General features: G+C 59.6%; 33 protein-coding genes. 16 read left to right on the forward strand and 17 right to left on the reverse strand.

The window, feature by feature from the left end; genetic code table 11:
* Positions 1-72: 72 nt before the first annotated feature.
* Positions 73-2,676, forward strand: a complete 2,604-nt coding sequence (pepN, locus tag Q3Y53_RS09840; protein WP_303535505.1) for an aminopeptidase N — start codon at positions 73-75, stop codon at positions 2,674-2,676.
* Here the strand turns inward: pepN and Q3Y53_RS09845 are convergent.
* The 5 genes from Q3Y53_RS09845 to Q3Y53_RS09865 form a co-directional block, all read right to left on the reverse strand.
* Positions 2,666-2,881 carry a TFIIB-type zinc ribbon-containing protein gene (locus Q3Y53_RS09845; protein WP_226424344.1) on the reverse strand — a complete coding sequence of 72 codons (216 nt, stop codon included), beginning with the start codon at positions 2,879-2,881 and terminating at the stop codon, positions 2,666-2,668. The two genes, pepN and Q3Y53_RS09845, sit on opposite strands and share 11 nt — an antisense overlap.
* 64 nt (positions 2,882-2,945) lie before the next feature.
* Positions 2,946-3,176 (reverse strand): hypothetical protein, encoded by a 231-nt coding sequence (locus Q3Y53_RS09850; protein WP_303535508.1) that lies wholly within the window; start codon positions 3,174-3,176, stop codon positions 2,946-2,948.
* A gap of 47 nt (positions 3,177-3,223) precedes the next feature.
* Positions 3,224-3,421 (reverse strand): hypothetical protein, encoded by a 198-nt coding sequence (locus Q3Y53_RS09855; protein WP_303535510.1) that lies wholly within the window; start codon positions 3,419-3,421, stop codon positions 3,224-3,226.
* 406 nt (positions 3,422-3,827) lie between these two features.
* A complete protein-coding gene (locus Q3Y53_RS13130) occupies positions 3,828-3,995 on the reverse strand; it encodes a DUF4278 domain-containing protein (RefSeq protein WP_226424341.1) in 168 nt (55 codons plus the stop codon).
* Positions 3,996-4,249: 254 nt separating this feature from the next.
* Complete coding sequence (locus Q3Y53_RS09865) at positions 4,250-4,648, reverse strand: hypothetical protein (protein ID WP_226424340.1); 399 nt, start codon at positions 4,646-4,648, stop codon at positions 4,250-4,252.
* Positions 4,649-4,732: 84 nt separating this feature from the next.
* Here Q3Y53_RS09865 and Q3Y53_RS09870 point away from each other — a divergent pair, with 84 nt between their 5' ends.
* Positions 4,733-5,464, forward strand: coding sequence for an AhpC/TSA family protein (locus tag Q3Y53_RS09870; protein ID WP_226424339.1), 732 nt, complete (start codon positions 4,733-4,735; stop codon positions 5,462-5,464).
* A 16-nt stretch (positions 5,465-5,480) separates the two neighbouring features.
* Here Q3Y53_RS09870 and Q3Y53_RS09875 read toward each other — a convergent pair whose 3' ends face one another.
* On the reverse strand, positions 5,481-6,020 hold the full coding sequence (locus Q3Y53_RS09875) for a rhomboid family intramembrane serine protease (RefSeq protein ID WP_226424338.1): 540 nt from the start codon (positions 6,018-6,020) through the stop codon (positions 5,481-5,483).
* Positions 6,021-6,064: 44 nt separating this feature from the next.
* Here Q3Y53_RS09875 and Q3Y53_RS09880 point away from each other — a divergent pair, with 44 nt between their 5' ends.
* Together Q3Y53_RS09880 and Q3Y53_RS09885 are read left to right on the forward strand one after the other, a co-directional pair.
* Positions 6,065-7,600 (forward strand): NAD(P)/FAD-dependent oxidoreductase, encoded by a 1,536-nt coding sequence (locus Q3Y53_RS09880; RefSeq protein ID WP_226424337.1) that lies wholly within the window; start codon positions 6,065-6,067, stop codon positions 7,598-7,600.
* A gap of 43 nt (positions 7,601-7,643) precedes the next feature.
* Positions 7,644-7,844, forward strand: a complete 201-nt coding sequence (locus Q3Y53_RS09885) for a hypothetical protein (protein ID WP_226399143.1) — start codon at positions 7,644-7,646, stop codon at positions 7,842-7,844.
* On the opposite strand, the gene Q3Y53_RS09890 is transcribed toward Q3Y53_RS09885, so the two are convergent.
* The gene (locus Q3Y53_RS09890; protein ID WP_226424336.1) at positions 7,835-8,071 is read right to left on the reverse strand and encodes a DUF6737 family protein; all 237 of its coding nucleotides are present in this window, start codon (positions 8,069-8,071) and stop codon (positions 7,835-7,837) included. The genes Q3Y53_RS09885 and Q3Y53_RS09890 overlap by 10 nt on opposite strands.
* On the reverse strand, positions 8,049-8,651 hold the full coding sequence (locus tag Q3Y53_RS09895; RefSeq protein WP_303535517.1) for a DUF296 domain-containing protein: 603 nt from the start codon (positions 8,649-8,651) through the stop codon (positions 8,049-8,051). Before Q3Y53_RS09895 ends, Q3Y53_RS09890 begins: the two co-directional genes overlap by 23 nt.
* An 84-nt stretch (positions 8,652-8,735) precedes the next feature.
* On the opposite strand from Q3Y53_RS09895, the gene Q3Y53_RS09900 reads away from it, so the two are divergent.
* The gene (locus tag Q3Y53_RS09900) at positions 8,736-8,972 is read left to right on the forward strand and encodes a CopG family transcriptional regulator (protein WP_115009451.1); all 237 of its coding nucleotides are present in this window, start codon (positions 8,736-8,738) and stop codon (positions 8,970-8,972) included.
* An 8-nt stretch (positions 8,973-8,980) separates the two neighbouring features.
* Here Q3Y53_RS09900 and Q3Y53_RS09905 read toward each other — a convergent pair whose 3' ends face one another.
* Entirely contained in the window at positions 8,981-10,054 is a 1,074-nt protein-coding gene (locus Q3Y53_RS09905) for a transporter substrate-binding domain-containing protein (protein ID WP_226424334.1), read from the reverse strand.
* A gap of 87 nt (positions 10,055-10,141) precedes the next feature.
* Positions 10,142-10,321: a hypothetical protein gene (locus Q3Y53_RS09910; protein WP_226424333.1), complete on the reverse strand. Its 180-nt coding sequence runs from the start codon at positions 10,319-10,321 to the stop codon at positions 10,142-10,144.
* Between the two features lie 89 nt (positions 10,322-10,410).
* On the opposite strand from Q3Y53_RS09910, the gene pdeM reads away from it, so the two are divergent.
* From pdeM to Q3Y53_RS09935, 5 genes are read left to right on the forward strand one after another with little or no spacing between them, the layout of a single operon-like run.
* Positions 10,411-11,085, forward strand: coding sequence for a ligase-associated DNA damage response endonuclease PdeM (gene pdeM, locus Q3Y53_RS09915; protein ID WP_226424332.1), 675 nt, complete (start codon positions 10,411-10,413; stop codon positions 11,083-11,085).
* Positions 11,082-12,512 carry a hypothetical protein gene (locus Q3Y53_RS09920; RefSeq protein WP_226424331.1) on the forward strand — a complete coding sequence of 477 codons (1,431 nt, stop codon included), beginning with the start codon at positions 11,082-11,084 and terminating at the stop codon, positions 12,510-12,512. Before pdeM ends, Q3Y53_RS09920 begins: the two co-directional genes overlap by 4 nt.
* A gap of 3 nt (positions 12,513-12,515) precedes the next feature.
* Positions 12,516-13,085: a 4'-phosphopantetheinyl transferase superfamily protein gene (locus Q3Y53_RS09925; RefSeq protein WP_303535522.1), complete on the forward strand. Its 570-nt coding sequence runs from the start codon at positions 12,516-12,518 to the stop codon at positions 13,083-13,085.
* A 28-nt stretch (positions 13,086-13,113) separates the two neighbouring features.
* Positions 13,114-13,311, forward strand: coding sequence for a hypothetical protein (locus Q3Y53_RS09930; protein WP_303535525.1), 198 nt, complete (start codon positions 13,114-13,116; stop codon positions 13,309-13,311).
* The gene (locus Q3Y53_RS09935; protein ID WP_368506443.1) at positions 13,290-13,610 is read left to right on the forward strand and encodes a hypothetical protein; all 321 of its coding nucleotides are present in this window, start codon (positions 13,290-13,292) and stop codon (positions 13,608-13,610) included. The genes Q3Y53_RS09930 and Q3Y53_RS09935 overlap by 22 nt, the downstream gene beginning before the upstream one ends.
* A gap of 237 nt (positions 13,611-13,847) precedes the next feature.
* Here Q3Y53_RS09935 and Q3Y53_RS09940 read toward each other — a convergent pair whose 3' ends face one another.
* Together Q3Y53_RS09940 and Q3Y53_RS09945 are read right to left on the reverse strand one after the other, a co-directional pair.
* Positions 13,848-14,246, reverse strand: coding sequence for a hypothetical protein (locus tag Q3Y53_RS09940; protein ID WP_303535527.1), 399 nt, complete (start codon positions 14,244-14,246; stop codon positions 13,848-13,850).
* The gene (locus Q3Y53_RS09945; RefSeq protein WP_303535529.1) at positions 14,246-14,689 is read right to left on the reverse strand and encodes a hypothetical protein; all 444 of its coding nucleotides are present in this window, start codon (positions 14,687-14,689) and stop codon (positions 14,246-14,248) included. Before Q3Y53_RS09945 ends, Q3Y53_RS09940 begins: the two co-directional genes overlap by 1 nt.
* Before the next feature lie 273 nt (positions 14,690-14,962).
* On the opposite strand from Q3Y53_RS09945, the gene grrP reads away from it, so the two are divergent.
* The 4 genes from grrP (at position 14,963) to Q3Y53_RS09965 (ending at position 17,903) form a co-directional block, all read left to right on the forward strand.
* Positions 14,963-15,847, forward strand: coding sequence for an extracellular substrate binding-like orphan protein GrrP (gene grrP, locus Q3Y53_RS09950; RefSeq protein WP_303535530.1), 885 nt, complete (start codon positions 14,963-14,965; stop codon positions 15,845-15,847).
* 39 nt (positions 15,848-15,886) lie between these two features.
* The gene (gene grrA, locus Q3Y53_RS09955; protein WP_303535531.1) at positions 15,887-16,222 is read left to right on the forward strand and encodes a GrrA/OscA1 family cyclophane-containing rSAM-modified RiPP; all 336 of its coding nucleotides are present in this window, start codon (positions 15,887-15,889) and stop codon (positions 16,220-16,222) included.
* 467 nt (positions 16,223-16,689) lie between these two features.
* Positions 16,690-17,214, forward strand: a complete 525-nt coding sequence (dcd, locus tag Q3Y53_RS09960; RefSeq protein WP_226424324.1) for a dCTP deaminase — start codon at positions 16,690-16,692, stop codon at positions 17,212-17,214.
* 461 nt (positions 17,215-17,675) lie between these two features.
* Entirely contained in the window at positions 17,676-17,903 is a 228-nt protein-coding gene (locus Q3Y53_RS09965) for a hypothetical protein (protein ID WP_226424456.1), read from the forward strand.
* Between the two features lie 171 nt (positions 17,904-18,074).
* Here Q3Y53_RS09965 and Q3Y53_RS09970 read toward each other — a convergent pair whose 3' ends face one another.
* The 3 genes from Q3Y53_RS09970 to Q3Y53_RS09980 all read right to left on the reverse strand — a co-directional run bounded on the left by Q3Y53_RS09970 (position 18,075) and on the right by Q3Y53_RS09980 (position 19,890).
* Positions 18,075-18,365: a 2Fe-2S iron-sulfur cluster-binding protein gene (locus Q3Y53_RS09970; protein WP_303535533.1), complete on the reverse strand. Its 291-nt coding sequence runs from the start codon at positions 18,363-18,365 to the stop codon at positions 18,075-18,077.
* A gap of 771 nt (positions 18,366-19,136) precedes the next feature.
* The gene (locus tag Q3Y53_RS09975; protein WP_303535535.1) at positions 19,137-19,406 is read right to left on the reverse strand and encodes a hypothetical protein; all 270 of its coding nucleotides are present in this window, start codon (positions 19,404-19,406) and stop codon (positions 19,137-19,139) included.
* 25 nt (positions 19,407-19,431) lie between these two features.
* The gene (locus tag Q3Y53_RS09980) at positions 19,432-19,890 is read right to left on the reverse strand and encodes a L,D-transpeptidase (RefSeq protein WP_303535536.1); all 459 of its coding nucleotides are present in this window, start codon (positions 19,888-19,890) and stop codon (positions 19,432-19,434) included.
* Positions 19,891-19,975: 85 nt separating this feature from the next.
* Between Q3Y53_RS09980 and Q3Y53_RS09985 the strand changes: the two genes are divergently transcribed.
* Positions 19,976-21,139, forward strand: a complete 1,164-nt coding sequence (locus Q3Y53_RS09985) for a hypothetical protein (protein ID WP_303535537.1) — start codon at positions 19,976-19,978, stop codon at positions 21,137-21,139.
* A 1-nt stretch (position 21,140) separates the two neighbouring features.
* On the opposite strand, the gene Q3Y53_RS09990 is transcribed toward Q3Y53_RS09985, so the two are convergent.
* The gene (locus Q3Y53_RS09990; RefSeq protein ID WP_226424320.1) at positions 21,141-21,614 is read right to left on the reverse strand and encodes a CBS domain-containing protein; all 474 of its coding nucleotides are present in this window, start codon (positions 21,612-21,614) and stop codon (positions 21,141-21,143) included.
* 31 nt (positions 21,615-21,645) lie between these two features.
* Here Q3Y53_RS09990 and Q3Y53_RS09995 point away from each other — a divergent pair, with 31 nt between their 5' ends.
* Positions 21,646-22,182 (forward strand): CDP-alcohol phosphatidyltransferase family protein, encoded by a 537-nt coding sequence (locus Q3Y53_RS09995; protein ID WP_226424319.1) that lies wholly within the window; start codon positions 21,646-21,648, stop codon positions 22,180-22,182.
* Here Q3Y53_RS09995 and Q3Y53_RS10000 read toward each other — a convergent pair.
* On the reverse strand, positions 22,151-23,071 hold the full coding sequence (locus Q3Y53_RS10000; protein ID WP_303535785.1) for an NAD-dependent epimerase/dehydratase family protein: 921 nt from the start codon (positions 23,069-23,071) through the stop codon (positions 22,151-22,153). The genes Q3Y53_RS09995 and Q3Y53_RS10000 overlap by 32 nt on opposite strands.
* Positions 23,072-23,110 lie beyond the last annotated feature (39 nt).

Genomic DNA, 23,110 nt, shown 5'->3' on the forward strand with positions numbered 1-23,110 from the left:
ACTGTCTCGCCTGAAACGCCTCGGTTTTGAGGTTCGTCCGTCAGGATCACTCCGTGCTCGCGTCGTTAGGCCATGACTGCTGCTACTTCGATTCGTCTGGCGGACTACACGCCATGGGCGTTTGAGCTCCCCGCCATCGCCCTGGACGTGAACATCCAGAGCGACCATGTCGTTGTGTCATCCAGGCTCAGCCTTAAGCCGCGCCGGTCCGGAGAGCCCCTGGTGCTGTGCGGCATCGATCTGGCCATCGAATCCCTGGCGATCGATCAGACGCCTTTGCAGCCCGAGGATTACAGCTTCACCGACGGACGCCTCTCCATTCCCAACGTGCCGGGCCAGCCGTTTGTGCTGGAGACCTGTTGTCGTTTGGACCCCTACTCCAACAGTTCGCTCGAAGGCTTGTATGCCAGTGGTGGTCTGCTGAGCACCCAGTGCGAGGCCGAGGGATTCCGGCGCATCAGCCTTCATCCCGATCGTCCGGATGTGCTGAGCCGATGGCAAGTGCGGATTGAGGCCAGTCGCAGCAGCTGCCCTGTGCTGCTGAGCAATGGCAATGCGGTTCAAGAGGAATCCGTTGGCGCTGATCGTCATGCGGTCACTTGGGATGATCCCTTCCCCAAGCCCTCCTATTTATTCGCCCTGGTGGCCGGGGACCTCAGAGAGATTCGTGATCACTACACAACGGCTTCGGGCCGGCAGGTCACCCTGCGATTGCATGTGGAGGAGGGGGATGAACCCTTTACGGCCCACGCCATGGCTTCATTAAAGCGATCCATGCAGTGGGATGAATCGGTTTACAACCTTGAATATGACCTTGATGAATACAACATCGTTGCCGTCCGTCACTTCAACATGGGCGCGATGGAGAACAAGAGTCTGAATATTTTCAACTCAAAGCTTGTACTAGCTGATGCGGAAACAGCCACCGATGCTGAGCTTGAACGCATCGAAAGTGTGATTGCCCATGAATACTTTCATAACTGGAGTGGAAATCGCATCACATGCCGGGATTGGTTCCAGCTGTCGCTCAAAGAAGGCCTGACGGTTTTTCGTGATCAATGCTTCACCGCAGATCTGCATTCGGAAGCGGTTAAGCGCATTGAAGATGTTGCGATGTTGCGCAACACCCAATTTCGTGAGGACGCAGGCCCCACGGCGCACCCGGTGAAGCCAGCGGAATACCAGGCGATCGATAACTTCTACACAACAACCATCTATGAAAAAGGTGCGGAATTGATCCGCATGCTGCGCACCCTGCTTGGACCCGATCGGTTCATGAAGGGAATGGAGGTTTATGTGCAACGTTTCGATGGGACGGCCGCCACGACGGAAGACTTTGTTCAGGCGATCGCTGATGGCGCCACCAGCCAGGGCGAGCCCCTTGGCTTTGATCTGGAACGTTTCAAGCGCTGGTACCACCAGGCAGGAACTCCGGAACTCAGCATTGATCGGCAGTGGAACCCCGAATCGGGTCAGCTGACGGTCGACTTGCACCAGGCGACGCCTCCGACGCCGGGGCAAGCGGACAAACAGCCCCTGGTGCTGCCGGTTGCCCTGGCCCTGGTGGCTGAGCAAGGCCGTGTTGGTGAGGAGCAGCTTTTGGTGATGGAGGCTGAACGCGCCAGCATCACCCTGCAGGGCCAGCCTGGCGACACCCCCCCTGCCCTTTCGGTGCTGCGTCGCTTCTCGGCGCCGGTCCACGTGCGTCTGGAGCAGCCGCTGGAGGAGTGCCTCCAGCTGTTGGCTTCCGATGATGACCCCTTCTGTCGCTGGGATGCGGCCCAGCGCCTGGCACGCCAGGTGTTGTTGGCACGGGCTGAAAAACAGCCGCAGCCTGCCGTGGAGGCGGCACTGATTCAGGCCTTCGATCAGAGGATCTGCGCCTATGACGGCGGTGATGGCATGGACCTGGCGGCGCTGCTGGCGCTGCCGGGAATGGCGGAACTGGAGGCGTTGCAATCCCCGGTGGATCCGCTGGCGCTGGATCAAGCCTTTCGGGCGTGGTCTCAGGAGATGGGCGTTCAACTGCAGTCGTCCCTGCGCCGACTCCTAGAGCTGGCCCGAGCTGACTGGACCTTGGCTTGGCCATCTGGTCAGGGCGGCCGTGCCCTGACGGCCTTGGCCTGGCGCTGGCTTGCCGCGGCGGGCGATGCCACAGTTAAAGCGGAGGCGTTGGCGGCGGTTTCCGGTCCCTCGATGACCTTGGCGCGTGGGGCCCTGCGGGCCTTGCTGCCGCTGGAAGGCGCTGAGCGTGAGCAGGCGTTGGCGCTGTTCTACGACCGTTGGCAGGACAAGCCTGTGATCCTGGACGCCTGGTTTGCGATGGAGGCATCAGCTCCCAGGTCCAACGCTTTGGAGCGGGTTCAACAGCTTTTGGAGCACCCGCGCTTCGATCCCCTCGCGCCTAATTCCCTTCGCGCTGTTCTCGGTGGATTCACTTCCAATGTTCAGGCATTTCATGCCGCCGATGGCAGTGGTTACCGGTTCATGGCGGAGCAAATTGCAGCGGTCGATTCCCGCAATCCGATCACCGCGTCACGGATGGCCAAGGTGTTCAGCCGCTGCGGCAGTTACGGCCCCGAGCGCCAAACCATCATGCGTCAGGCCATTGACCAGTTGGCCGCCAAGCCCTTGTCGGCGAACACGGCCGAGGTGGTGCAATTGCTCACGACGTGACCACCACCAGCACGATTACCGCGATCAGCAGGATCACCAGCCAGCGTTTTTTAGTTCCGGTGCTGCGACGGCTGCTGCCCGGTGCGGAACGCCCGGCTCGGCTCCCGGCCGCCAGGCCGCAGTTCTGACAGACCAGCCGACCGGCCATGGATCGGTCGGCAAGAAACCGGCGGCTTCCGCAGTTCTGGCAGACGGTGACGGCCAAGGTCTCTCGATCAGCGTTTCACCAGCTTGCCTGGCCTTGGTGAGTCAGGCAGGCACTCACTGATTCAGTCCCGCTCCCAGCCGTCGCAGCCGGCTTTGGAGCGTTGGCGTTTGGTGTGCCGGTAGCTCTCGTTCTGTTGAGCCAGAGCGTCACTGGCCGCAGCAACGGCTGTGCTGTCACCGCTTTCAGCAATGATCAAACGATTGATCGCCATGGCGTTGCCCAGGCGGTTCAGCACCTGATCGATTAGGCGGCACTGATCAAATTCGGCGCGCCCCGCAGCCGGGATCCCCAACAGGACGAGGCTCCAACACGCAGCACGCCAGCCTTTCATCGATCAGCTCAGGGGCTGTAGGTGATGGTGCACTGATAGCGGCTGCTGGCTCCCACATCAATGCTTTTGCAGTGTGTGTCGGAAATCGTTGCCCCTTTGGGGATCACCCGCATCGCCTCAGCGGTGGCGAACTGCTTGGACGGCCCTTGGGCTGTGGCCCGCTTGCCGCCCGCAAGAGCCATGGATTCCAAAAGGAGGCTGGCCATCAATAGAGCCACGTGTCGCATCGTCAGCGCCCGATGGGATTGTTTCTCCATTCGGTTTACTCAGAATGAGTTCAGGTGACAGCCTTTCTGCGTTCAGCAGCCGCCTCGGCACCAGCGTTGGCGTTGCGGTTTTGGTTCAGCGTTGACTGCGGTTCGTTGATTCAGGCTGGGAACTGGAGGTGGCGGCAATAACGCTGCGGGCTGAACGGGAAGACGTCTCGATCCCCATGCGGCATCAAAGGGAACCACCACGAGAGGGATAGGTTCCGCACTTTTTGCCGGCCAGGCCAAAGCACTGGACGCGATCAGGACTGTGATCAGAAGTCTCATCGCGCCATTTTTGCCGATCCTGTGGCGTCATGCCGTCACGTCGGCTGCCTTCTCAGTGCCCCAGCCCAACGCCTTCTCAGACTTTGGAGTAAGAGACGCCGCGGTAGGTCAGAGCAACAGAATTGCGAACGGATTGGATTTGCTCAGCGCGATAGCTTTTTCCCATGTATTTCAGTTGGATTGTTGGCCTCGTAGATACTGTTTCTGTCTTTGCATATTTGTTGCCCAAGAAAGTGAGTTCCATTGAGTAAATAGGGATGGATTAAAACTTTTTGAGTTCTACGTCGTTGTAAAAAAGCCGCAAGGTTCCACTTGATACCTTGTCCTTTAGCAATTGTTAAGGCTGCGTCGGTTTGATACAAGTCCTGCTCTCCAGCCCCGTCTTGACAGGTGAAAGGGGGTTGATGCCAGTTGTGGGATGTTGTGTTGGTTGTTGTGAAGCGGTTGAAATATTTGTTGGTTTTGCTCGTGCTGTTCAACTTGTCTTGATTGAGTCTCTCAGGCTTGAGGCTTGGGGTGTTCCTTGTTTTGCGCTGTGCTGCAACGCTGGCATGCAGTAATTCTGTCTTTGTGGTGTTCCGGCAGCGTCAGCCGAAAAGGGTCCACGTCGAATTCATAGCCGCAGGAGCAGCGGGCGTGGAACTTCAGTTTTTTCGCTTTTTTGAGTCGTTTCAAAAGGGTGACATTGCCAAAAACTTGCTCTGGCTTGAATCGCTCCAGCTTGGTGCGTTCTTCGGGGGCATCTTTGACCCGTGCCTTGTGCAGGGCGTTGCGCACGGAGTTTTCACTGCCTTTGCCCAGGATTTTGGGGATCTGAAGGATTGATCGCCCTTCCTGCAGATACAGCCGCTTGATCTCTTCGATCTCAGCACTTGTGAAGCCAGATTTCTTGCCCACCTGCTTCCTTCTTTTGATTTGAGTCTCTCAGGCGGCGCGCAAGCGCCATCCACGTTTTCGACGGCGAAATGTCAGCCTGTCGAGATGATTCCACTGGACCCACTACTGCAACGGCTGGCCGGGGTTGCCGGCATGGAGGGCGGCTCGAAGCGTCTTGTTGTTGTGCTGGGCCAGCTGGGAGATTTCGACTCGATCGAATACGCCCAGGCGTTGGTGCCGCGGCTCCCCCAGTTGGCGGCGCTTGGGGTCAAGGTTCAGCTGTTCGGCATCGGCAATGCCGCCAGCGCCGAGCGGTTTGCTGCCTTCACCGGGTTCCCCCTGCAGCAGCTGATCGCTGATCCATCACCGCTGTTGCATGAATCCCTGGGGTTGGAGGCCGGCTTGAAACTGCCCGGTGGGCCCTGGCCTGGCTTTTTACTGATGTGCGCCGGCGTGGGCTCGCCGGGCACCCTGCGCGAGGTGCTGCGCGGCTACACCGGGGATCGCTCGGCTGCCCAGATCTTCGACGACGACGAGTTGGTTGAGGCGTTTCCTCTGCCGCGCTTCCGAGGTGCTCTGTTCCGCCGGGCTGGTGGCGAGGGGTTCCAGCGGCCGTTTGAGCTCGCCACCAAGCGTCTGCGCAACATGAACGAAGTGCTCAGCAACTGGCGCACCTATGTGCCCTGTGACGACTACATCACCCAGCGCGGCGCCACCGTTCTGCTCGATGGGGATGACAGCGTGATCTACTCCCACCGCGATCTAAGCCTGCTCGGCTACTCAGCCACCATGGAACGCCCCCTGGCGTTTCTCGATGAGGTTTTGTCTGAGGGCTGAGCTCAATCGGCTGTCTTCAAGCGGCGGAAGGCTCGCGATACACCGCAAGAGCTGCCACCAATCCCCCGATGAAGCCTGCGCTGTGGCCGATCCAGCTCACGCCGGCGGGTGAAACGCCGGGGATCAACGCGATCAGGGCTGAGCCGTAGAGCCAGAACGCCACCAGGCCTAGGACGATGGACAAAATGCGACGTTCCAGCCAGCCGATCAGCAGCAGGTAGCCCAGCAGTCCGTAAACCACGCCCGAGAGTCCATGGCTGCGGGCCGGCCAGAACAGGGCGACGGGAATGTTGATCAGCAGCACCGACAGCCAGACGCTCAGGTAATCGCGCATCCCCCGGCTGAGCACCAGCCAGCTCAGGGGCAGAAACGCCAGGCTGTTGGAGATCAGATGCCCCAAGCCGGCATGGCTGAATGGCGCTGTGATGACCCCCCACCACGGTTGATCCGGGCCCATTGGCAGGTTCCACTGCCCCGCAAAGATCAGTTGGTCGATCAGCTCCTGCCCCCAGGCCAACGCCAGGATCAGCAGGGGCAGCAGCAGTCGAGCGCGCATCGTCTTGCGCCAATGATCACAATGATGACGCGAATGCTGGGCGGATGATCAGAAGCGATGTCGACGTTCTGGTGATCGGCAGCGGCATCGGTGGGCTGTGTGCCGCTGGTTTGTGTGCCCGCGCCGGCCGTGAAGTGCTGGTGCTGGAAGCCCACCAGCAACCCGGTGGAGCCGCCCATGGCTTTCAGCGCCAGGGTTATCACTTTGAATCCGGTCCATCCCTTTGGAGTGGTCTGGGACGTTGGCCCAGCAGCAATCCCTTGGCCCAGGTGCTGCGCGCGCTGGGGCAGACCGTCGAAGTGATTCCCTATCGCACCTGGGATGTGCTGTTGCCGGAAGGGGATCTGCGCATCGCCGTTGGCCACGACGATTTTGAGGCTGTGGTGCGCAGCCTGCGCGGCCCTGAGGTGGCCGCCGAATGGCGGCGTTTTGTGGAGGCGCTTCAGCCGATTGCCGCCGCTGCCGATGCTTTGCCCTTGCTGGCCCTGCGGCCTGGGGTGGATGGCATGGCGCAACTGCTGAAGCGCGGCGGACGCCTTTTGCCGCACCTTGCGGCGATGCGTCACCTCTCCGGTTCCTTTGGGCCCCTGGTGGATCGTCACCTCAGCGATCCCTTCCTACGCCACTGGGTGGATCTCCTCTCCTTCCTGATTAGCGGCATGCCGATGGGAGACACCAACGCTGCAGCCATGGCCACGCTGTTTGGCGAGTGGTTTGAACCGGAAGCCCATCTCGACTACCCCGTTGGCGGTAGTGCTGCAGTGGTTGAGGCCCTGGTGCGTGGCCTGGAGGCCCACGGTGGCAGCCTGCAGACGGGCACGGCGGTGCAACAGCTGCGGGTGGAGGGGAATCGTGTTGTGGGTGTGACCCTGGCCGATGGAACGCAGATTGCGGCCCGGCAGGTGATCTGTAATGCCGACATCTGGTCCACCCTGGAACTGCTGCCGAAGTCCGTGGCGCCGAAGTGGCAGCATCAGCGCCAGGCCACGCCGGCCTGCAACGGCTTCTTGCATCTCCATCTGGGCTTTGATGCCACGGGGCTGGAGGATTTGCCGATCCACACCGTCTGGGTCGATGACTGGGAGCGTGGGATCGACGCCGAGCGCAATGCCGTGGTGTTGTCAATTCCGTCGGTGTTGGATCCCTCCATGGCGCCGGCCGGTCGGCATGTGCTGCATGCCTACACCCCGGCCAGCGAGCCCTGGGAGCTCTGGGCTGACTTGGAGCGCGGCAGTGCGGCGTATCAGCAGAGAAAACAGGAGCGATGCGCTGTGTTCTGGCGGGTGCTTGAACGCCGTATTCCCGACATCCGCGACCGCTGCGAGCTGATCATGGAGGGAACGCCGCTCACCCATAGCTATTTTCTCAATGTGCATCAGGGCAGTTATGGCCCTGCCCTTTCAGCGGCTGAAGGTCTCTTCCCGGGCGTGACGACACCTCTGGCCAATTTCTGGCTTTGTGGTGCCAGCACCTTCCCCGGTATCGGCATACCCCCCGTGGCGGCGAGTGGTGCGATGGCGGCCCATGCTGTCCTCGGCCGGGAGACGCAAAACAGTCTGCTGAGGGAGCTAGGGCTTTGAAGCAGCTGCGTCATAACCTCGCTTTGGAACGCCGACGCTGTCCATGACTTCCAACGCCCGGATCGATTCGCTGCAGCTGATGCTCACGGATCTGCGCATGCGCAACGAGCCGATCCGTCACAAGGCGGCATTTCGTGGTTGCCAGCCGGAATTTCAGGCGTTGGTGAGTCGTTTGATCGAGCAGCTGGAAGGGGAATTGCTGGATGAGAAGCAGCGGTCCCGATCAGCCTCACGTCAGGCCTGATCTGAGGCTGATCGGTAGGCGGCGGGAACGAGCACCAGAAACAGCAGCCACCAGGCCATTACGCCCAGGGCCAGGGGAAGGCTGATCCAGAGCTGATGAAGCAGGCCCCAGGACCCACCCACCACAAGCACCCCTGTGGAGACGATGGACCAGGGCTGGCACCACCAGGGTTTCAGCGACCAGAAGGGCGGCTGTTCCGGAGGCTCAGCGGAGGGCGTCGAGTTCACCTGCGGCTTGCATGGCGGCGAGATCGTCGTAGCCACCAATCACGGATCCGTCGATGAACACCTGGGGGAAGGTGGTCATTCCACTGCGCTGCTGCACGGCTTGGAAGGCTGCGTCGTCGTTGATGGTGGTGACGGTGTGGAGCAGATCCAGGGTTCTCAGGATGCGCAGGGCACGGCTGCACCAGGGGCATCCCGGCAGCACGGCGATCTCGATCCGCGGCGCTGCTGTTTGGCGTGCGGGGCGGCCTTCGCGTTGCTCGAGGACCCCAATCAGGAGGTCGACGCCTTTCTGCACGATCGTGCCGGGCTCCAGGTGGCCTCCCCAGACCTGGCAGGCTCCATCCGAGAGGCTCAGGTGCAGGTGTACGCCCTCAGGGGAAAAGGTTCCATTGAGGGTGATCACCTCAAGGTCGCCTTCCAGCACGGTGGGCTCCGCCTGGCCGGGGCACTGGAACGACGCCTTGGTCAGGTTGCCAACCACGCCGAGAACGAAGCCGCTGATGCCGTCCCTCTGGGCCAGTGCTTCGAGGCTGAGGCGCAGATCACTACCGGGAGCAAGCTTCAGCGGCAGGGGTTGCATGGCGCCTCAAAAGAGTGCTCAAGATTACGCAATCTTGTCTTGCACGATATTGTTTATTTATTGTGAGTATATTTTCACGAAATCGTGTCCCTCCTTCAAGACCTGGTTCAGGAGTTGCAGCAGCGGATCGAGGGCCAGGCTGCGGCTCCCAGCACGGCTGCGGTGGCGGATGCGGCCGGCTCGGAGCGCATCAACGTCACCCTGCCCCGCGGGGTGATGGACGATCTCAAGCGCCATGCTCTCGCTGAAGGGCGCAGTTGCGGCAATCTCGCCGCCTATCTCTTGGAAGAGGCCCTGCGTCGTCATCGCCCCCTGGGCTGAGGCTCCGTTCAATCCAGAAACTTGTCGGCGATGGCTTCCGCCTGGCCACTCTGTTGGAGCTTCAGGATCGACACCCCCATACGCGTGCGCAGATAGCTGTTGGGGGGCAACACGAATCCGTAGGTCTCATCCGAGAGGGTGAACGGTGCGATCCGCACATCAAGCTCGGGGTTCTGTTTGAGGTGGTAACGAAGCGAATGCCGATCGAAGATCAAGGCGTCGGCCTTGCGATCCAGCACCAACTGAACGGCGCTGTCGAGGCTGGGTGCTGGCACGACGCGCATCTCACGGTTTTCCGCGAGCTCCATGCCATCGGTTCCTTCGACGACGGCGACCCGGCGGCCGCTGAGCTGTTGAGGACTGTCAATGGCTGCTTCGGTGGTCCCCGAGAGAAACAGCGTGAAGGCTGAAGCCAGGCTGGCGGTGAGGGACGACACCGCGATCAGCGAGATCACCATCCAGGCGCCGGTGATGCCCCGGCCGGTTCGTGTGATCGGCGCCTTGTCGCCGTAGCCAACGGTCGTCAACGTCACCAGGGCAAACCACATGCCGCTGCTGATGCCGGGCAGCCAGTCGCGGGGGAACTGTTCACTGTTCGTGCGCCGCTCAGCCATCCAGATCAGGCTGCCGACCACCAACAACACGCTGATCAGAACCAGAACTGAGGAGATCACGGCCCAGCCGAAGAACACCTGAACGCGACTGAAAATGGAGGGGGCCTTTAGGGGAAGAAGAATGCCCTCCTTGCTCAGGAAGTAGGGCTGGGTGAAGTCAATCCCTGCAATGGCAAGTCGGCGGGAGGTGATGCTGATCGGGCCCACCAGCACGTCGATCTTGCCGTCATTCACCGCCTCGATCCCGGCTTTGGGTGATGGCTGGGGAATCAGGTTGTAGCTGAGGTTGTTGTCTTCGGCGACGCGTCGCCAGATCTCGAGGCTGATGCCGCTGATCTGCTCGCCGTTTTTGATTACGAACGGGGCCGATCCACTGACCCCCACCTTCAGTTGATTGGCCTGCAGGGGGGTTGCGCTGCTGAAGCAAGCGAGCGCGAGGACGACGGACCAGCGCCGGACCCTTCCCATCAGCGCTGTTCCAGCCGACGCACGATCACAGCCATTGCCGCCAGGGAACCCGCCAGCGCGATCAGCAGGGCAATGGTCATGGAAACGTCAGGAAAGAGATGGTGCGCTCAGGTTGGCATCCCTGGACCCGAGCAGCCAGTCGGCCACTTCCATCCTCAGGGCATAAGCACATTCGAAACGGCCTTCCTCTTCCAGCAAGCTCAACCGTTGTTCGAGCGTGCTCAGGGTTGAACTCGCGAGCTGGTGGGGCCCCTTGCTCCGCGCCACAATGAGTCTTCTGGAGGCCCTCGAAGCTTGCGGCACGACGTCAGTCATCCAATGCAGCCAGCGCTACATATCTGCGATCTGCTCCCTTCATGACCGCATTGGAGTGGTCCTGGGGCGACAGCCCGCTCACGTTCCTGCCCCAGCGTGCCCTGTGGCGGGCTGAGGGGCGCGAGCTGTTTGTCGCCGACCTGCATCTCGGCAAGGCCGAGGTGTTCCAGGCCCATGGCATCCCCATGCCCAGCGACGGGGATCAGGGAACCCTCAATCCATTGCTGGAGCTCTGCCATGCCTGGTCACCTCAGCGCTTGTTTGTGCTGGGTGATCTCGTGCATGCCCGGATCGGCATCACCGTTCCGCTGCGCGAGACCCTGCTGGCGTTGCCCGATCTCTGTGGTTGCCCGGTGGTGCTGATCGGTGGAAACCATGACCAGGACAGCTGGATTGAAGGCTTGCCCCAGCAGCCTTCTCAGCGCTTGGACAATCTCTGGTTGAGCCACATGCCCGAACGGGTGCCCGAGCCGGGGTTGTTGAACGTGTGCGGTCACCTGCATCCCACCACCCGGATTCGCAGCCGCTCCGATCAGTTGCGTTTGCCCTGCTTCGCCTTTGATCCGGATGGGCCGCGTTTGGTGATTCCTTCCTTCGGGCAGTTGACGGGAGGCCATGACTGCGGCGAGCGTTACCAGCAATGGCTTGTGGCCGAAGGCTCCATCGTTCCTTGGTTCGATCCAATCTCCCAAAACCGAGAGCGAAGGATCGCGTGACCCAGCCTGCTGCGCCGCGACCCAGACCTCGACCCAAGCGCAGGATTCGTCTGCGCAAGCGCTGGCTGTTGCTTGCCATGCCGTTCGTGGTGTTCGGCGGTTTGATCGCCTTGGCGCCTGTGGCTCCTGAGCGCTCCGATCTGGAGGATCAAACTGTCGGTTCTGCCCTGCAGCGCGGCCGGGATGCCAAGCCGTTCAGCTACATCCCCGACGATGAGGTCTACGCACTGGATCTCGACCCAAGGCGGGTGCGCTTCGGCCTGCTGGAGGGTTGGGATCGCGAACAGGACGCCTACCAGGACAGCGCTGCTCTGGCCTACGTGTCCGGCCCGATGTATGAGCGCCATGTGGACGACGACGGCCGCGAAATTACGGTTCCTCTGGGCGATCTCAAATTCGGCAACCAGGTCTGGCGTGGGCGTAACCGCACGGCGTCACGCCAACGGGCCTACGTCGGCATCCGCCACGACGGCAGCATTGATTTCAGCTACGGGGAGCTGACCGATGACCGCAGCCGCACCTACGACACCTTCATCGGAGGCCTGCACAGCCTTTACAACGACATCGAGGAGCCGCCTGAGAGCTACAAGGGCGCCTACAGCATCAGCATGGGCCAGCGGATCCGCTACTACCTGCCGAGGATTCGCATGGTGATGGGTCTGCGTCAGGACGGCCACATGGAAGTGCTGATGAGCCGTGATGGCCTGACCCTGGAGCAGAGCAAGGAGCTGGCCCGGCGCCGGGGCTACCTGGCGGCTTATATGCCCGACCATGCCTCAAAGAGCCGCTTCATCATCCCGGGGGTCAAGGGATTCACCGAAGAGGACGCCAACTGGATAAGCGGCGGAGCCACCAGCTTTGTGCATGTCCCATACATGCTGCGGTTGAGCCCCCGCCAGATTCCGCTTCGGGGCAATTTGATCGCGGGTCTGGCGCCCAGGCTGGTGATGGATGAGGGCTGTGATGGCCCCTTCGACTGTGTGTCGTCCTTCGGAAATCACCTCGCCGATCGCGCCCTGGCGGGCTTGAACCGAGTGATGGAACAGGGCGTTGAACCTCTGGCCCGGATGATCTGGGGGCCCTCCAACCTCACCAAGCCGGGCTCGCCTGCGGATGCCGATGACCGCAGCGTCGATCTGGATCGTGCCCCCCTGCGGGAACCCCCGATCACGGCTGATCCTTTGGTGTTGCGCGAGCAGCCGGCTGTGATCCGGGAGCTGGAGCCGGCTGAGCCTGATCCGGATGACAGCTGGACCGAGCCGCAGCCCTATGTGCCGTTGCCCCCCGATCTGCCGCCGCCGATCGTTCTTGATGAGCCGATGCTCAATCCCGCTGAGGTTCTCCTCGATGAGCCAGCCCCACCGGTGATGCAGCCGCCGGCTCTGCCGCCCCTACCGCAGGCGCCCGTGCCTGCTGTTCAGGATTGAGCTTTGGAAGCCGTTTGGTCCTGGTGGTCGATCCCCAGCACCCAACGTCGGGTGTTGGTGGCGCATCTCCCCCAACCCCCAACGCGCGCTGAGCAGCGGGCCTTGAGCGACAGCCTCACCTGCCGGCTGTTCGCCGATGCAGGCCAGGTGGTTGCTGCGGATGACATCGGCCGCACGATTTATGGCAAGCCGCAGCTGCGCGACTCTGCGCTGCACCACAGCATTTCCAACACCGGATCCCTCAGCCTTGGTGTGGTGGGACCTGATCCGATTGGCATTGATGTGGAAGCGCTGGACCGGCCGATGCGTGTGGCCTCTGAACTGTTGAAGCGGCGCATGTTTGCCTCGGCCGCTGATGCGACAACCTGCCTGCAGCGCTGGACGTTGATTCAGGCCTGGACGGCGAAGGAGGCTGTGTTGAAGGCAGCGGGACTGGGGCTGGGTGGCGGACTTGCCAACGTGACCATTGCGCCAGATGGGGCCGCGGCATGGCTGCATGGCTCGCGTTACGCCCTCAGCCTGTGGACCCAGGATGGCTTCAGCGTGGCGGTCGCTGAGGGCATCCGTGGCTAGAGGAGGGGGTGGAGCATCGAGCAAAAGCGTGAGATCTCGTCTTCAGCAACGTCTGGCCGAGGCCAACAACTTTCAGAAGGCGTTGATCACGTCTTTGCTGGCCTGGGTGGCCCTGGGGGTGTGGAGCTATCTGATCGTCGTCCCGATCCTCTCGGCCGTGGCGTTCCTCTGGCTCGGGGTAACGGGCTGGCTCGTCTGGCGGATTTGGCGCAAACCGACGGGCTGAACCAAGCAATTGCAATTCAACAACTTAGAGTTGCCGCCGGTTTTGATTTGCGTTCGGTGGAATTCACGGTGGTGATTCTGAGTGAGCAGGTGGGCTCCTATCCAAAAATCAATTGGACGGAATGGAAAGATCGCAATCGCAAGCAGATGAAGAGCCAGGGAGATGTGTGGTCGATGGCAACACTTTCAGGCACCACAATTTGGGATTGTTTGGACAATAACAACATCGACCGACTTCATCTCGTGCAGTGGAAGCCTGCTGATGACACGATGTATCGGGTGAGCTTGCCGAGCCGTTGAAATTTGTCTGGCAACTGTTCGGGTTGAGCAGGTGCTTTTTTGTTTGATGCTCGTGATCAGTATCTTCTCGTTTAAAGAAGGAAAAGGAAGATCACAATGAACATTGAGCCCAACAGGAAGATCGAGTCTTCCTTTCGGTTGGAGTCAAAGGGCTCGTGGGGTTCTGGGATCATGGAAGTGACTGCTTAAGCCGGCAAGCTAAAGGACTCGGTTGTCCGTTCGCGGTTTGACCCTGTTTTAATCCCGCGAATCCGTGAGCTGAGATCCATTCCATCGCTCACTCGTTAACACGTCTTGGAGTTCATCAATTGCATTCTGCTTTGAAGCATTCCAGTCGGGGCTTGAGAGCCTGATCAGATATTCGTGCTGAAGTCCAGAGCCTCTGTTCCGTGATGTGATGATCGAGACGTCGTCGTATCCAATGGGGAAATTGCCGCCAGATGGTGCTCCAAGGGCAGCCTCTGATGTGAACAAGAGAAAATCAAAAATCACTGGATTAAAATATTCTTCGCTTGCATCTAGGTCCCCACACGCCAGCATTTGGTCTCTGGTTTGTGGTGTGTACGTCACAAATGAAAAGCAGAACGGATCACCAGTTGCTTGCAGGTAGAGGCCCTTGAAGCGTGGCGAGCTCATCAATCAGCCTGCTGCCAGATTTGAGAGTTGGGATCCCAAACGGTTTTGGAGTAGGTCCCCTTCAGTTGTTGTTGAGGCTGATCGATGCCCAGCTGAAGATGGCAATCCCTTGCAAATTCAATCGAGTTTTTGTGGTAATCCTTCCAAGGAATCAATGCTTTGCCATCCCAAATTGGCGGTAGTCCGGTCTCTTTGAGCATCTGATCAAAAGCGTCAAAGTGGTTTTGCAGTTCCTCTGCTGTCAGCACAGCCTCTGGTCTCGGCACAAGTAGAGACTTTTTGAATGGAGCGCTCTCCATGCATGCTTCAAAATTTTTGGTGAGTTCCGTTTGATGGCTCCAGGCCTTCTGTTCGACAACTCCAAACACAACGAGGCCAACGAGCAAGAGGCCGATCCCGATGATCGAGCTGAGATGACCAACCGGCTCTTTGGTCTTGTCCATTGGCTGATTCCTGCAGGACAAGCCTAAGCAGAAGTTTCTTCCTGGAGGTCCGCCATCGACAAAAACTCGCGACCAGGTAGGCACACAGTTGATTAAACGCTTCTGAAGCAACTCAGAGCGCCCACCCCGTATGCAATGGCAGATTTTCTACTTTTTAACTAGTTGGGAGTAGATCTGTCTTCAGGCATGCGTCTGGTACAGATCAAGCATTTGTAGGGCTGGGCGATTCGAGCTTGGCTACCAATTCGGTAGTTCAGCTGAATGCTGCACCTGATGCCTCTTCGCTCCTCTGCCCTGTTCCTGGCGCTGACGGCTCTGACGGCCTGTTCAATGCCAGACAAGAACTCTGCGTCTGATGCTGAAGCACCTGCTTCTCCCATAGAGCAAATCTCCAGCGTGAAGGCCGTGGCTGTGACCGATGCGCTCCCCTACAGCGCCAAAAATGGACAGCAGTGGGAAGGTCTGTCCCATGAGGTCCTGAGTGTGATTCAGGCTGAACTCGGTGGAGATTCAAGCCCTGACATCATTGAGGTGGCCAGCGTCAAAGCGGCTGGTGAAGCCCTCAAGGATGGTTCCGCGAACATCGCCTGTGGCGTGGGCTTCAGTTGGGACCGAGCCAAGGAATTGAGCTACTCCCTGCCTTTTGCTGTTGGCGGTGTTCGACTCCTCACCACAGCTGATATCGATGGAACGCCTGCAGAACTGAAGGGCAGGACCATTGGAGTGATTAGTGATTCTGTCCCAGCAAGCGTTGTGGCGAAGCAGTTACCTGAAGCCGAGCCCAAGCCATTCGACTCTCCTGCGGCTGCTTTGGATGCCCTTCAGCAAGGAACAGTGGATGCCATTGCCAATGGCGCCCTCTGGGCCAAGGCCAATCTCGATGCGGTCCCTGGCAGCAAGGCCGTACCGGAGCGTCCGTACGGTCGCTCCGCCGTTGCCTGCGTTGTCAATCCTGAGAACCATGCGTTGCTGGCCAAGGCCAATGTTGCCATTGCCCAGTTGCTCCAGAACTACATCGATGGAGATGAAGAAAGCACCACTCGGATCAACCGTTGGATCGGTCCCGAGAGTTCTGTGGGCCTTTCTGGGGAGGCGATTGCCGCTTACTACAACGCTGTGCTGTCGACCGTGACAGGGATTAACACCCAGCCCGACTGATTTTCCTGCAAAACCATCAACATTGACCGAATCAATTCAATGAAACCAACAACCCTTCTTGGAACACTGATCCTGCTCAGCACTTGGAGCAGTGTTGGCGCCACTGAAACCGGCACCTATTCCGTTCAGAAAGCCGACAACAGAATTGAGCAACGCATTGCCGCTGCACGCAGCAACAACAGCTGGTCTCCCTTTCTCAACAAAACGACCAATCAATCGTTGGATATCGCTGCATGGGGGAACGGCCGCGGACGTGGCTGGGCCAACGGCGGTGGCGGTGGTGGTGGCTTCGGTAACGCCCGTGGTGGTGGCTGGGGCAATGGTGGCGGTGGATTTGCCAATGCCCGCTATCGAGGTGGCTTCGCGAACTGGTGAAACAGAGAGCAAGCTTTACAGACTTCCGTCGAATGCTCAAGACATCACCCCGTCAGCAATGGCGGAGTTTTTTATGCCTGATCAGCCGTTGGCCGGCTTGGTCAGCTTGTAGAGGTTCAAGGCGAAAAGGGCCATGCCGAAGCTGCCAAACGCGATAAGCAGGTCCTGGGTGGTGAAGGCCATGGCTCTCATTACAAAACTTTGTTGATTAATGTAACGGAGGCGCAGGGATGCGTCGTCAAGTCGTTCCTAGGGGGCTGTGGGCAGCCCTCTTTTTTATGACCTACCCCTTTGGTGCCATCAAGACAGACCTCGAAAAAGCATTCAGGCTCCCTGACGCTCCACCGCTTGAGCAGCCTCAGAAGCAAGACCCTGCTGAGCTGAGCGAGTCAGAGCGATCGACGGTTCTGTTTGAGCACCCAGGCGTCTGAGGCGTCCATACTCAGGGCCCATCAAGGGATCGACCCATGGCGGTGCTTGGACGTCAGGCCATTCTTCAAGCAGTTGATGAGGGTCTGATCGCGATCACGCCTTTCAGTGCCGACCATGTCGGGCCTGCATCTGTGGACCTCACCCTCGGCTCCACGTTTCGGGTGTTCCGCAAGGTGCATGAAGTGATCGAGGTTCGCGATCACACCGACTACCGCGAATGCACCGACAAGCTGGAGATCCCAGAGGGCGGACACATCTTGATCATGCCGGGGGAGACCGTGCTGGGGATCACCCGCGAGCGGGTCAAGCTCGGACCAGGCCTTTGCGGTTGGCTTGAGGGCCGCAGTCGCTTTGCTCGCCTGGGGTTGATGGTGCACATCAGTGCACCATTTATGGGGCCGGGGATCGACAGTCAGCAGGTGCTGGAAATGAGCAATTTCGGCCCGGCTCCACTGGCGGTGGTGCCGGGCACGCTGATCTGTCAGTTCATCTTTCAGCGGATGGATGGTGAAGAGCACTACGTGGGCCGCTTCGCTGGGCAGAGCCAGAGCAGTTTTTGAGGGGGGGGAGGGTGATGCCTTTCGTCAGTCTGATTACCTCCTTTGAGAGGAATTAAGGAACCCAACATTGGTATCGAGGCGTTAACTCCCTGCACCGCAGCGGGTTTACAAAACTCATCGGAGACGTACATCCTCCGCAATGTTGCCTCTTCCGATTCTCTTTAGGTTTGTCCTGTTGGCATTCGTCGGAGCAACCGTTGCATCTGTGGCTAACTCAAAAAAAGACTTTGCCTTGCTCACGGCTGTTTTCCTGTTGGGTCTCGGAGCCTTAGAAGCAGTCCTTGCTTTCTTTGGCGTCTGATCCGTAGGACGAGCCTTGCTTCGCCGCTCCTTGCAGGTGGATCAGTGGGAGCGCTTATTCATCTCCTGCTGCCGCTGCAAAAGCCACTGTGAGGAATTGAAGAGGCGATCCCGAAGCAGTTCTGCAATTTCAATGTGTTTGAGCATTGCCTGGCTTGTATGTGCTGAACGAGCTTCTCGGCATGTATTGCATCGAACGCCAAGACGATGACGCTCAATGGAGGAGAGAAATCTGCTTCAAGACGGAGTTCAAAGCTTTCGTGAACGCTCGCACCAAGTCAATGGCGACATTGGGCACCTATCGCGTGGTGAATTCAGCCTGGGCGAATCAGGTGATTGCTGAAGTGAATGGACTGGAGCTGGTCAAAAAGAACAGAAACAGGGTTTAACCGTTCTTCGCCGTAAGAAGTCGTATAAACCGTACGTATAAGTGCTTACGCACTTTGCTATGTGGGATTCATGTCATTGAGAGGCGGGGGTCCCGGCATTAAGCGCCGGGACTTTTTCTTGGGACAATCCACGACCGCTAGGGCCAAGCCTTGACCATCAGGTCGGTGGCATCAGAGGTCTTCTTCGGCTTCACCAGTGATCTGACAATCACTTGTTGGGTAAGCCACGCAAAGCAGGGCAAAGCCTTTGGAAATCTGCTCATCGTCTAAGAAGCTTTGATCCGATTGATCAAGAGAGCCACTCAAAAGTTTGCCCGCGCAGGTGGAGCAGGCGCCAGCTCGGCATGAATAGGGCAGGTCAGCACCAGCTTCCTCTGCCGCATCCAGGATGTACTGATCGTCGGCACACGCAAAGCTGGATGACCCTTCTGATGTGGTGACTGTGATTTGATACGAAGCCATTGGTTCAATCAACGCATGCATCAATCAATAATCTGATTGGATGCCGTCACTGAAGGAATCAAGGAAGACTTCGGGATCGATGTAGCAAGTCATACCGGATTGATTTCGATGTCATTGATCTCTGATGTTGTATGTCAGATCGATTGCTTTGGACGGGCATTGTTTAATCACGCAACTCAGAAAACCCCCGTTGCACTTAAGCAAATCAGGGTTGTGGCTAGCAGCACCCAGCCCACCAGCTGAAGCCATTGCGTGAGTGGAGTTCCCATGGTCTGTCAGTCGAGTGGGTCATCCCATAGCTGTGGCTGATCAAACTCCTCCAGGAGGGAATTCGCTTCCTTTGCTTTGCCCATCAGCAGCAACGTGATTACTCTTTCTCGGATGAATTGGCTCAGGTGTTCTGCTTTTTTGGTGTGATGCCTGGTCTGGACCTCGCACCGAGCAGCATCACCCATGTCGTTGTGAAAACGTGAGATGAGCGACACAGGTCTGGGTGCATCAACTGCTCCGTCGTAACTCTGCTTGTTAGAAGTTTGACGTATCAATTGACTCCTTTCGTTCGGACACGTTGAAAGCCAGACAAGGCCTCGCCATTGGCAACCCAACGGCGCATGATCGAGATATGCAAGCCAAAACATCGGAAGGCTTAGAGGTTCTCGCGGCTGTTGTTGTCACCGCAGGTTTGGTGGCGGGCAACCTCGTTTTGTTTTCGCCGTTGCGTGTGGATAACCGCGTGCAGCCTGGCCCGCCATCCCCAACAATCGAACGCCCCTAACGCTTAAACACGCCGTTGCAGTCCCCCGGAGCAGGTTTAACAAAGCAGTGCCCCTCCGGCGACCAGTAGCCCAGGGCAGGAAACGCCAAGCCCTGGGACCGGGCTTCAGCATTGACCGCATCAACCCCTCGGGCCTGGATCAGCACGTTTCCGTCTCCATCCACAAGATCGAGGAAGTCGTTTTCCTCGATTTCTGCTGAGGGGTACGCATGGCTGTGAAGGGGCACAGCTGCCACCACACAAGCGATCAGAACAAAGCGCAGCATCGGACTGGAAAGGGAGAATGAAGGATCAGTTGGTGACAACCACCGGCGTGCCGACCTTGATGCGGTTGTACACCTGAATCACGTCGCTGTTCAGCATGCGGATGCAGCCAAGGCTGACGGCGGCCCGCAACTTCACCCAGTTGGGCCAGGCTGTTCCGTGGATGGCGTACTCGCCTGTTCCGATCTGCACGTAGGCGACGTAGCGCACGCCCACGGGGTTGTTCGGGCCGGGAGCAATGACCTTGCCTTTCTTGTGGTACACCGGCTGCGGATCCATTTTGGTGACCGCATAGCTGCCTGCTGGCGTCGGCGATTCCGGTGCACCGATCGCCACGGGGTACTTGCCGATCACCTGGCCGTCGTCAAGCAGGGTGAGATATCTGTCCTTAAGGCTGATCTGGATGGAGGTTTCGGCCTGCACCGGAACCGTGGCCAAGGCGCCAAGGCCCAACGCTGCCGTCAGTAGGAGTGAACGAAGCTGCATCGGCTTGCGCAACAGGCGACCGCAGGCATTTTGACCTATTCGAAAGGGGCTAGCGTCAACCCATTGCTTTGTCCGTACCTGAACCATGACCCGCTGCTCTGGAATCAGCCGTGTCTTGGCCGCTGGTGCGGCTGCCGTTGTCTCGACCCTGGCCTTCCATATGCCTTCCAGGGCTGGATTCACGCCTGAGCAGCTGGCGGGCTTTGAAGTCACCCACCTGCGCGGTGAAGTTAATGCCGTGCTGCCGAAGCAGAAGGTGATCGAGGTGATTGATCCGGAGGGTCACCTGGAAATCGTCACCGTCGGCATCGACATGGCTCCCCTACGTCTCCGCAAGGGCGATCGCGTCGACGTTTCTTTGTTGGATGGATTGGTGGTGGATCTGGAGCGCAGCACGGCAACAACGCTGAGCTTCGATCGCGAAGACATCATCATGCCGATGGACATGGGTCCCTTGAAGAAGGGCATGCGGATGGCTCTGGCGTCCGGAACAGCGCGGGTTGTGAAGGTGTCAGCAAGCGACCGCAGCCTCAGCTTGATGGGCCCCCTCGGCGGCATCCATAACCTGGATGTCGTCATGCCCAGTGGAGATGATCTTTTCCCTGCGCTGCAGGCCGGGGATCTGGTGGATTTCCGCTTGATTCAGCCCGTGGCGGTCGGTATCGACCGCATTGCCACCGCAGCTGCCACAGCCGGTGCGTCAACGTCGCAACCCCTGCTGAGTAGCCGTGCTGATCGCCGCACCAGCCTGAAGGCCGAGCTCCTGGAGGCGTTCGAGCTCTCGCAGGTGCAAGGAACGCTGCTGCAGTACGAGCCGGATCAGCAGGTGATGGAGCTGAAGAGCCCTTACGGCCACACCCTGTTGATCACCATGGGCGGGGGGCTCAAAACAGCCGGGGTGCGCAACGGCGATGAGGTGATCGTCGACGTCTTGGATGGCCTTGTGGTGGACCTAAGCAAAGGCTCCGCCAGCAGCCTCAGCTTTAACCGAGAAGACGTGATCCTTTCAGAGGATTTCGGTGAGGTGCGCAAGGGCGCCAGGGTGGCGATGGGGACCGGAACCGCGGAGGTGGTGAAGATCTCGGAGGAAGACCATGAACTGAGCCTCCGCGGTCCCTTCGGAGGGGTTCACAACCTCGACGTCCGCCCTGGGCTGAACGGCGATCCCCTTGCCCAGCTCAAGCTGGGTGACTTCGTCAGTTTCCGCTCGATTCAACCGATTGCGATCGGGATTCGGCCGGCCCGATGAATCAGCTCTTTTGATGGGAGGCGAGGGCGCGCACCACGTCGCCCCGCGTAATCACGCCGACGGGACATTGGTTCCCGTCGAGAACGAACAGGCGTTGCGTGCCCCGCTCATGCAGCTGGGATGCTGCTTTGGGCAGCGGTAGGTCGGTCCTACAACTGTGGGAGTCTTTGCGCATCAGATCGCTCACGTTTGTGCCGAGCACCTGGTGCACCTGCTTGTCCCAATTCAAGGGATTGCGCAAGTAGATCACGCTGTCCAGCAGCATCACGTAAGGGCCGGCATCAACGCCGCTTTCCCGCACCATCAGATCCTGCTCCGTCAGCTCGCCGATCAGGCGCCCTTCTGCATCCACCACCGGTAAACCACTCACGTGGTGATCGCTGATGATCTGCACGGCTTGCTGCAACGGGGTGTCGGGTCTGACCGTCAGAACAGGCTTGGTCATCACATCAGCCACCGTCAGCTGCAGGACCATGATCAAGGTTCAGGTCCCCACATTCTGAGCGTTGTTTCTGTCTTTGCGTTCGATTGCCAACGGACTCACCGTGGCGCGAGCTGTTGTCGGTTTGCCGCTGATCCTTGCCCTGCAGTTCGGCTGGCAGGGCTGGGCCTGGTGGTTGCTGTTACTGGCCGGACTCAGTGATGCGGCCGATGGCTGGCTGGCCCGCCGCGCCGGGGGTGGCAGCAGCTGGGGCGCCCGTTTGGATCCCCTCACTGACAAGGTGCTGATCGCGGCACCGTTGCTCTGGCTGGCGTCGTCCGCCGTGCTGCCGCTCTGGGCGGTCTGGTTGTTGTTGGCCCGTGAATTGCTGATCTCTGGCTGGCGGTCCCAGGCCAGCGATGGGGGGCCTGCCTCGTTGTCGGGCAAAGCCAAGACGATCCTTCAGTTCCTCAGCCTGTTGCTGATGCTCTGGCCTTCCGGCTGGATCGGTGCTCCCGGGCTTCAGAGCCTGGGCTGGTGGCTGTTCTGGCCTTCCCTCGCCCTGGCTCTGAGCTCAGCCCTGGGTTACCTCACGCCCCGATCAGCGCCTCGTCAGAACTGAAGTCTGGCGCTGCAGTTGGACTCTTGGCGTAGTCGTTGCTGTAGCTGTCGGCCAGGCCCTTGGCCAGGTCGAAGCTTGGTTGCCAGGCCAGTTCGCGTTCCACCCGGGTGATGTCGGTAAGAAAGTGATTAAGTCGCAGTGGGAAGGCTTTGCGGGCCTTGGGGTCCAGATCGCTGGGGTTGAAGCTGCGCAGATCGAGGCCATCGGGATCGCGGCCGCAAGCCACTGCAGCAGCGCGGATCAGGCCCCGGAAGCTGATGCCCTGTTTGCCGGAGCAGTTGTAGATGCGGTTGGCCGCTGCATCCACCTCGATGCAACGGGCCATTGCCTCCGCCAGATCCTCTACATGGCCCAATTGGGTGATCGTGCTGCCGTCACCGGGGAGGGGAATCGGGCGGTTGTGAACGATGCGATCGAAAAACCAGCGTTCCACCGGGTTGTAGTTGCCCGGCCCGTAGATGTAGGTCGGCCGGAAGCTGGTGAAGGGGATACCTTCCTTGCGGAGCCAGGCCTCGGTCTCGGCCTTGCCAGCGTGACGGCTCTGCGGATCGGTGGGGCTGGATTCATCCAGGGGCCACTGCTCCGAATCGGCATACACCCCGGCTGAACTCACGTAGACAAAGCGATGGCTGGGGGCCCCGGTGATGGCCACCACGCGGCTGCTGTCCGCCTGCTTGCGTCCGGAACTATCGACGATCACATCGAAGTTGCGCCCCTGCAGCCCGCTCAGGCCTTCATCGCTGCTGCGATCGCCACAGAGGTGTTCCACGCCGGCGGGAACGGGGTTCTTGCCGCGGGTGAACAGGGTGAGTGCATGGCCCTGGGCCTGCAGGCGGGCCACCAGGGGCCGGCCCACGAAGCGGGTTCCCCCCATCACCAGGATCTTCATGCACTTGGGCCCGAAAAGAGCAGCCATTGAAGCGTGGCG

Source organism: Synechococcus sp. YX-04-1 (assembly GCF_030546365.1).
In the GTDB taxonomy this organism is placed as follows: domain Bacteria; phylum Cyanobacteriota; class Cyanobacteriia; order PCC-6307; family Cyanobiaceae; genus Parasynechococcus.

What these genes read in the sequence shown, in the direction of transcription:
- pepN (WP_303535505.1), top strand. Translation starts at nt 73, where the DNA reads ATGACTGCTGCTACTTCGATTCGTCTGGCGGACTACACGCCATGGGCG.
- Q3Y53_RS09975 (WP_303535535.1), bottom strand. Translation starts at nt 19,406, where the DNA reads ATGCTGCGCTTTGTTCTGATCGCTTGTGTGGTGGCAGCTGTGCCCCTT.
- Q3Y53_RS13130 (WP_226424341.1), bottom strand. Translation starts at nt 3,995, where the DNA reads ATGGAACTCACTTTCTTGGGCAACAAATATGCAAAGACAGAAACAGTA.
- Q3Y53_RS09870 (WP_226424339.1), top strand. Translation starts at nt 4,733, where the DNA reads ATGATTCCACTGGACCCACTACTGCAACGGCTGGCCGGGGTTGCCGGC.
- Q3Y53_RS09880 (WP_226424337.1), top strand. Translation starts at nt 6,065, where the DNA reads ATGATCAGAAGCGATGTCGACGTTCTGGTGATCGGCAGCGGCATCGGT.
- Q3Y53_RS09985 (WP_303535537.1), top strand. Translation starts at nt 19,976, where the DNA reads ATGACCCGCTGCTCTGGAATCAGCCGTGTCTTGGCCGCTGGTGCGGCT.
- grrA (WP_303535531.1), top strand. Translation starts at nt 15,887, where the DNA reads ATGAAACCAACAACCCTTCTTGGAACACTGATCCTGCTCAGCACTTGG.
- Q3Y53_RS09990 (WP_226424320.1), bottom strand. Translation starts at nt 21,614, where the DNA reads ATGGTCCTGCAGCTGACGGTGGCTGATGTGATGACCAAGCCTGTTCTG.
- Q3Y53_RS09875 (WP_226424338.1), bottom strand. Translation starts at nt 6,020, where the DNA reads ATGCGCGCTCGACTGCTGCTGCCCCTGCTGATCCTGGCGTTGGCCTGG.
- Q3Y53_RS09945 (WP_303535529.1), bottom strand. Translation starts at nt 14,689, where the DNA reads ATGGACAAGACCAAAGAGCCGGTTGGTCATCTCAGCTCGATCATCGGG.
- Q3Y53_RS09980 (WP_303535536.1), bottom strand. Translation starts at nt 19,890, where the DNA reads ATGCAGCTTCGTTCACTCCTACTGACGGCAGCGTTGGGCCTTGGCGCC.
- Q3Y53_RS09905 (WP_226424334.1), bottom strand. Translation starts at nt 10,054, where the DNA reads ATGGGAAGGGTCCGGCGCTGGTCCGTCGTCCTCGCGCTCGCTTGCTTC.
- Q3Y53_RS10000 (WP_303535785.1), bottom strand. Translation starts at nt 23,071, where the DNA reads ATGAAGATCCTGGTGATGGGGGGAACCCGCTTCGTGGGCCGGCCCCTG.
- Q3Y53_RS09855 (WP_303535510.1), bottom strand. Translation starts at nt 3,421, where the DNA reads ATGGCCAGCCTCCTTTTGGAATCCATGGCTCTTGCGGGCGGCAAGCGG.
- Q3Y53_RS09970 (WP_303535533.1), bottom strand. Translation starts at nt 18,365, where the DNA reads ATGGCTTCGTATCAAATCACAGTCACCACATCAGAAGGGTCATCCAGC.
- dcd (WP_226424324.1), top strand. Translation starts at nt 16,690, where the DNA reads ATGGCGGTGCTTGGACGTCAGGCCATTCTTCAAGCAGTTGATGAGGGT.
- grrP (WP_303535530.1), top strand. Translation starts at nt 14,963, where the DNA reads ATGCCTCTTCGCTCCTCTGCCCTGTTCCTGGCGCTGACGGCTCTGACG.
- Q3Y53_RS09895 (WP_303535517.1), bottom strand. Translation starts at nt 8,651, where the DNA reads ATGCAACCCCTGCCGCTGAAGCTTGCTCCCGGTAGTGATCTGCGCCTC.
- pdeM (WP_226424332.1), top strand. Translation starts at nt 10,411, where the DNA reads ATGACCGCATTGGAGTGGTCCTGGGGCGACAGCCCGCTCACGTTCCTG.
- Q3Y53_RS09885 (WP_226399143.1), top strand. Translation starts at nt 7,644, where the DNA reads ATGACTTCCAACGCCCGGATCGATTCGCTGCAGCTGATGCTCACGGAT.
- Q3Y53_RS09940 (WP_303535527.1), bottom strand. Translation starts at nt 14,246, where the DNA reads ATGAGCTCGCCACGCTTCAAGGGCCTCTACCTGCAAGCAACTGGTGAT.